At 61.7% G+C, this 6,579-nt stretch carries 5 protein-coding genes and 2 pseudogenes; 6 read left to right on the forward strand and 1 reads right to left on the reverse strand.

All coding sequences use genetic code 11. The annotated features are described in order from the left end of the window. Together I6F28_RS36745 and I6F28_RS36750 are read left to right on the forward strand one after the other, a co-directional pair. Window positions 1-235 (forward strand): annotated as a pseudogene (locus I6F28_RS36745) (IS701 family transposase); the annotation flags it as partial. Between the two features lie 541 nt (window positions 236-776). Further along, complete coding sequence (locus I6F28_RS36750; protein WP_225143851.1) at window positions 777-986, forward strand: hypothetical protein; 210 nt, start codon at window positions 777-779, stop codon at window positions 984-986. 228 nt (window positions 987-1,214) lie between these two features. Here the strand turns inward: I6F28_RS36750 and I6F28_RS36755 are convergent. Then, window positions 1,215-1,640: pseudogene (locus I6F28_RS36755) on the reverse strand (ArdC-like ssDNA-binding domain-containing protein); the annotation flags it as partial. Between the two features lie 600 nt (window positions 1,641-2,240). Between I6F28_RS36755 and I6F28_RS36760 the strand changes: the two are divergent. The 4 genes from I6F28_RS36760 (at window position 2,241) to I6F28_RS36775 (ending at window position 6,049) form a co-directional block, all read left to right on the forward strand. Then, a complete protein-coding gene (locus I6F28_RS36760; protein ID WP_225143853.1) occupies window positions 2,241-2,558 on the forward strand; it encodes a helix-turn-helix domain-containing protein in 318 nt (105 codons plus the stop codon). A gap of 349 nt (window positions 2,559-2,907) precedes the next feature. Next, complete coding sequence (locus I6F28_RS36765; protein ID WP_249782231.1) at window positions 2,908-3,657, forward strand: ImmA/IrrE family metallo-endopeptidase; 750 nt, start codon at window positions 2,908-2,910, stop codon at window positions 3,655-3,657. Between the two features lie 25 nt (window positions 3,658-3,682). Then, on the forward strand, window positions 3,683-4,957 hold the full coding sequence (locus tag I6F28_RS36770) for a PD-(D/E)XK nuclease family protein (protein ID WP_225143858.1): 1,275 nt from the start codon (window positions 3,683-3,685) through the stop codon (window positions 4,955-4,957). Window positions 4,958-5,284: 327 nt separating this feature from the next. Then, window positions 5,285-6,049: a PD-(D/E)XK nuclease family protein gene (locus tag I6F28_RS36775; protein WP_225143860.1), complete on the forward strand. Its 765-nt coding sequence runs from the start codon at window positions 5,285-5,287 to the stop codon at window positions 6,047-6,049. Window positions 6,050-6,579: the final 530 nt, after the last annotated feature.

The following is a 6,579-nucleotide window of genomic DNA, read 5'->3' on the forward strand; positions in this document are numbered from 1 at the left end:
TGGGCTTGATCACTTCGAAGGGCGATCATGGCAGGGTCTTCATCGCCACGCCCTGATGACAATGATTGCCTACGCCTTCTTGCAGCACCGTCGCCTCGCACATGCGGGACGGAAAAAAAAGAATCAATGGGCCTCCGCCTCAACCAACCATGCCCGCCGTACGCCACGCCATCGTCGATCTCATTCTTCGGCCGCCATCGCAGCGATGCCCGCACTGCAGAAGACGAATCCGTGAAAAACCACAGCACAAACCAAATCTGCCAAAGTAGTGCTAGTCTAGTTTCGTATTACGACTGGCAGAGCGAAGAACAAGCGTCCGCACCGACCAGCATCACGACCGAGTCACTAGATCGCGCGCCAAAATGTCGACTCTGCGGTACCGCCGCGTCTACGAGCGACACTTCGAGGCAGAGGGTATGAGTTTGAAGGGCGCTTGTAGACCGAACGGAGCCAACTGAGCAGGGGAACGGTGGCTTCGAGCTTGCAAATAATGCTTCCGGCCCGTCCTATTTTTACGCTACAGCGCGCGGGAATTGGGGGCGGCATCAGAGAGCCTTTTGTTTGGCACCGAAGGCGATATAAACCAACACATCCGGGCAATTGGGCTAGACTCAGATGGCGTCGAAACAAGTCAGCAGCAACCCCATCGGCTACCACGAAAGCAGCGCCTTTGTTGGTAAGCCCGCGTCGAGCCCCAAGGTCGCACTGTGAAAATGCCCATCTAGTCAGTGGTTTTTCCGATTGTCGCTGAGATCATCGAAGCATAGGCAGGGACCATGGTTGACAACGATAACAACAAGCGGCGCCGGCTTGTGGAGTTCAAGGACGGTTGCCGCTATGGCAAGTTCGGAAAAACTAAGGCTTATGAACTGATCGCCTATGAGATGATTAGGGCCTACAAGATGGGAGGTAAGACCATGATCGACCTCGACAGCGTGGATGAATATCATGCTTCGCTGCCGAGGGTGGAGACGAGGGCAAGCTAGGCCGCCGATACCGCAGCGAGACAGCGGGCTGCACCGTCGCGCAGGCTATCAAGGCAGGCGATCAGACAAATGCTGCATTAAAGGCACGCGCGTTCGGCCCAACGGACCTCACGGTGATAGAAGCTGTGGATCTTTTTTGCCCTTGCCGAGCTGTCGCCGCAAGACCTCATCGCGCCGCCGTCGCTTTTTGCCTGTCGTGGGCGTGTTGGACTTCGACTAGTTCGCCATATCGGTGTTGACGACCCTAAAGCGCTTGAGAAATGGAATGGCCTGCGCTTCGTCGCCGGTCTCGTCGGCGCGCCGCTTCTCTTCACGCGGCACGAAACGGTCGGAGTAGACCATCGCGGTGCCACGCTCCCCCTTACGCACATGGCCTCCAAGCGACAGCGCTTGCCGGAACGTGAGCCAGCTTTGACCGCTGTAACCATGCTCGATCGTGCTTCCCCAGAGCAGAAGGACGTTGATCCCGCTGTAGGATCGATCGGTCGAAGCATTTTTCGGCATCGCTAAGGGTGCCCTTGCCGCGGCAGTGCCCCAAGGCTGGACCCGGGGCACGCGGCCTGCCTCAAGCTCAGCAATGATTTTGTCGGTGATCTCGTTATAGAGGTTCGCGCGGTCCTGGCCGGCGCACGCGTGAACAGCAGGGCTTGACATCCCGGTTCTCCGCGACGGGCGCCACGAGCCTCTCTCGCAGCTTGTAACCCGTCACGGAAAAAAACCAGCCGCACTCTTACTCTCAGCCTTTTGCGCAATCTGCCTTAGGGCCGCAGGCCTTAATCAGGCGTGCGCCAGGGCACATCGCCTTAAAGAGAAATGGCACCCGCAGGAGCGTGAGCATAGCGGCGCCGAAGGCGGCACGCGGGACCGAGTGCCGCGACGAGACCGGTCAAAAGGGCACCCGGGAACGGGGCAGTGATAGCGACGTCGGCATCTTCATGAGGGCGGGCCCCTTTCCCGAGTGCCCCCGGCGAGGAGCACTAAAGCTCTAGCGCGAGGGATCGAAGCCGCAGGCCGAGACGCTACGCGGCTCGGTTCACGAGAGCCCGGTGCGGCTCCGGCCGCACGCGCAGACAGCGAGGACGAGGGCTTCAAGGGACGTCTGGGGCTGCATTCGCTGCCGCAGGCCGATAACTTCTACCGCAAGATCGGGATGACCGATCTGGGGCAGGACGCGTCGTACCAGAATTTAAGGTACTTTGAGATGACCAGCGAGCAGGCTCGCGCTTTCTTCGAAAAGGAGGAGAACGATGAAACTTGAACGAAGCAAAGAGTGGTGGATGGCTCGGGCACGTCGTGAAGGCGACGCCGTCATCGGCGCCGGCTTGCTCGCGTTCGATCCAGTCCGATACGCGCCCGGCTGCTGCCCAGCAGACCGCGGCGGTTGAAGAAACGCGAATCGCCTTTGGCAAATTCGTGAACTTGATGCGCCGTCGCCGCGGCTTCTCGATGGAGAGGCTGGCAGAGGTCGCCGAGCTCGACGCCAGCGAACTACTCGTTATCGAGGACGACGTCCATTATGTCCCAGAGCCCCGAACGGTCTTCAAACTGGCGCAGACCTTTGCGGACGCTTGATGCAGCTTGCCGGACTGGCGGCGGCAAACGATGCTGGGTTGCGGCAGGAAGCCGTTTGATTTGCCGCCCGCTCCGAGGCTGTGCAGAAGCTGACGCCGGAAGAGAATTCGGCTCTTGAGGCATTCGTCGCCGTCTTGAGCGAACAGGATCCTAAGCGAGCCAAGTGAAGAACGTCAGTCTCGGACATCGAACGATCGCCGACATCGACGGACCGGTCGACAAGGTCCTGCGCGGTCTTGGAGACCCGGAGCCGCCGATCGATCTACGTATTGTCCGCGACCTGCTGAAGCTTGACCGCGGCTACTACTCGACCACGGACGACAGCCTTTTGCGAGAGACCTTCTCGCGCATGAAGGTCGCAGGTCTTCAGGTTCTTCTCCGCCCAACGATCCTACGCGAAGCGGTCCAGACCCTGAGCCTCAAAGCCCTGTACTTGCCCGATCAGAAGCGGATCCTGCTCGACCAGGATCTCCCCGTCCTCAAGCACCATTGGAACGAGGCTCATGAGATCGGGCACGACATCATCCCGTGGCATAATGAGATGATGTTGAGCGACACCGAGCAGACGCTCATGCCCGCCTGCCACCAGAAGATCGAGGCCGAGGCAAACTATGCCGCCGGCCAGTTGCTGTTTCTCGCAAGCCGCTTTGCCGCCCAAGCTGCAAGCTCTGCTCCGAGCCTGGCTCTCGTCAAGAGCCTGAGCAAGGGATTTGGCAACACCATGACCTCAACCCTGTGGCGCTTCGTCGAACAATGCCATGGCGGCCGGCCGATCGTAGCCCTCGTCACTGGCCATCCGCATCGGACACGGCGCAAGGCTGATTTCGATCCTGCCAATCCGTGCCGGTATTGCGTGGAATCGCCTCCGTTCCGTGAGCGGTTCGGCACGATGCGCGAGACCGATCTGTTCGCGACTATCGTCGGCTATTGTGGTTCGCAGAGCGGGGGCAGTCTCGGTCGCAGCGAGGTGCTGTTGGCGGACCTCAATGGCGATCGGCATGTTTTCGATTTCGAGACGTTCTTCAATCGCCACGAGGCGTTGACACTGGGCCATTGGCTGCGCTCATACAATGCGCCGGTGCCAGTGCGAGTGTTCTAAGGAGATGGTCCGGCGATCAACTCTCGTGGTCGATGGACCGCTCGCGATGCGGATGCAGCGGCTGGTGGCGGCACGGGAAGGAAGCACCGGCCGTGAAATCCTCACGCTTCCATTCCTTGCTGCTCGTCTTGCCGGCGGCTTTGTGGCGCCCGTCGCGACCGACGTTCTTTATCCCGCCATTCAGGCGGCGCTGGCTGCGGGCGGCTTCCAAGACCTCGGCCACGAGTCGAGCCTACCGGGGATGCCCCGGGCTGTCCTTCAGTCGCTGACCGCAGTCTGGCGCGCCGACATCGATCTTTCGTCCTTGCCACAACATGTCGGCCGCTTCGCGGATCTGTGTCTCCTCGAAACGCGCATCAGAGAGCGCCTTCCCGCCTCCAGGATGCTGCCCCGCGATCTTCGCGACGCTGCATTGGCGAGGGCTTCATTTTCCACGTCCTTGCTCCGGCCAGTCACGCTCGATGGAATCGTTGAGATCAATGCCGTCTGGCGCCCCCTGCTCAACGGGATTGCGCAATTCACGGGGCTCTCCTGGAACATCCCGGCGCCGACGGAGGAACAGGCGTGGTTTAAGGGCACAATCCACCGGCAGCCAGTGACACCGCCGGCGACATTCTCGGCCGAGGCGAGCGCAGGTCCCAAATCCGAGGTGGTGGAGGCGCTTCGGTGGGTGCATCGGCTGCTGTCTTCTGGCGAGGCAAGAGCCAAGGAGATCGGCATTGCGGCGACGTCGACGACGGACTGGGACGACCATTTTCTCGCCTATGCAAATAGCGCGGGCCTTCCCCTGCACTTCTCGCACGGCATACCAGCGCCAAGCACGCCGGAGGGGCAAGCCTGTGCCGCATTGGCCGACGTTCTAAGGACCGGTCTCAGCCAGGAAAGGATTTGGCGCCTGATCAGACCGCTGCCGCCACGGCCCTTCGCGGGCACCCTTCCGAAAGACTGGTTTGCCGGCATACCGCGCGGCGCGGGCCTGAGGACGCTCGAACAGTGGCGCGAGGCGCTCATCGCCGCGAGATCCCATCGCGCGGACGACATGGCTGCGGAAGGTGCCCTGCTTCCGATTCTGGAGCTTCTGGCGCGCGGCCCCGAGGCCGGCCAGGAAGCCGGCCGACTCCTACTCAGCGGCGCGAGCCTCGCGATGTGGAACTGCGGAGCGCGCCACCACACGCGGTTTCGCTTTCCTTGCAGGCAATGCGGGTGCGCGACGGCCGAGACCCGGCGAACAGCGTTGTGTGGAGCCCCGCTTCGCATCTCGCTGCGAGCCCGCGACCGTTCACGCGACTGCTTGGTCTGACGAGCCGATCCTGGCCTCGGCTCGAGAATGATGATCCTTGATCCCTCACCATCTTCTCGACCGTCGGATGCTGCATGTATTGACGACAGCAGATCGCGATCGCCGGCACTTTGAGGTTATCCGCGATGGAACGCGCGAGCACCTGATCCTCTCGCGGCCACAGCGCAATGCAAAGGGCAGCATCCTATCGCCAAGCTCGCTCTATCCCGCGAACGAGGTGGTCCAGAAGCGTGACCGTATTCCCGAACACGCGTTCAGCGAAGCAGACCGGCTTCTGGCGCGGCCGCGCGATGCGGGAGCGCTCGAGCATGTCCGTCAGAGCCAGCAGTGCTGGCACGCCACGACGGCTTGGTCGCATCCGACCATCCCGCGATCCTAGCCGCTCTCGCCCGGAGCCAATCGACGACGTCGCTTCAGAGGCTCCTGCGGGACCCGCTCGGCTACGTCTGGCGCTATGCGCTGGGATGGCGCTCCATCCGCCTGGAGGGCGAGCCGCTCCAGCTTGATCCGATAGCTTTTGGCGAATTGGTACACGAGCTCATTGCCGGCGCGATAACACGGCTTGAGCCAAGGCCGGGCTTCGCGCGCGCAAACGCCGACGAGATCGAGGCCGCCATTGAGGCAGCGTCCAGCAAGGTTCTGGCGTCCTGGCCGCTACAGCGCTCGGTGCCACCAGCTATCCTCTGGCAACATACCGTGAAGGAAGCCGCTCGCCGCACGACCAAAGGTCTTGCCTGCGACGATCCGACCCGGGCGGATACAAGGAGCTGGAGCGAAGTCCCGTTCGGCCAGGAGACGCTAATAGGCGGCGACTTGCCGTGGGATGAGACGGTCAAGGTACCGATAGAGCAAGCGGGACTTGTCTTTGGTGGTCGGATAGATCGGCTCGACATCCGCGCCTCCGGCGAGGCTGAGATGCATCAGAACATCACGGTCACCGTCGAGCCGTCCGCTTACCTGCAAGCCGTCGTGGCTCGGGCCGAAGCGGCTTCACGCGTTCAACTCAACGGCCAGCTCGGCACGGGAATGCAGGGGCCTGGCGACAATTCGGTTAAGTCCACACAAGGGCCGCCGACAGGATCACAAGAATGAAGATGCTATTCCCACAAACGTGGCGCGCGGGCATGCAGCGTGTCAGCGTAGCCATTGACGACAATATGGGTGAGCCAGTTGTGGTTATTCCTGTGACTCCGGGGAGGCCTAACTTCCCCGGAGAGCCTCAGCCTGACAGGGCTGTGACTGGGACCGCTGTCTTCATGGCGAAGCCTGAGACTGTGGTGATGGGCATAACAAGGTGCATGCGCGCGGCCATTCGCTGAGCCCGCTCATAACCACAAGCGTCCCCATCTTCACTTTCGATCACAAGGCGCTGCCATGGCCGTTGCTGCAAGGCTATCGCATCACGCTCATTCGCACGGGTGAAGCCTTCGAGGTAACAGACATCAAGTCTGACAGCGTTGCGCGTATCGAAGTCAAGGTCGTTCGGCTCGGCAGGTGCCGCGCGGCAATCAGGGTGACAGTGGAGCGTCAATCAGGATGAGAGAGCTTCGCCGGGCTCGTGACGCAGGGAGGGCGTAGCCCGACCGGAGTTACGAGCCCGGCGTCGGCGCGATCCACAGGGG

Origin of the sequence: Bradyrhizobium sp. NBAIM14 (genome assembly GCF_020193895.1) — a bacterium.
In the GTDB taxonomy this organism is placed as follows: domain Bacteria; phylum Pseudomonadota; class Alphaproteobacteria; order Rhizobiales; family Xanthobacteraceae; genus Bradyrhizobium; species Bradyrhizobium yuanmingense.

Excerpts from the sequence above, each read along its gene's own strand:
- I6F28_RS36750 (WP_225143851.1), top strand. The coding sequence starts at position 777 with ATGGTTGACAACGATAACAACAAGCGGCGCCGGCTTGTGGAGTTCAAG.
- I6F28_RS36765 (WP_249782231.1), top strand. The coding sequence starts at position 2,908 with ATGAAGGTCGCAGGTCTTCAGGTTCTTCTCCGCCCAACGATCCTACGC.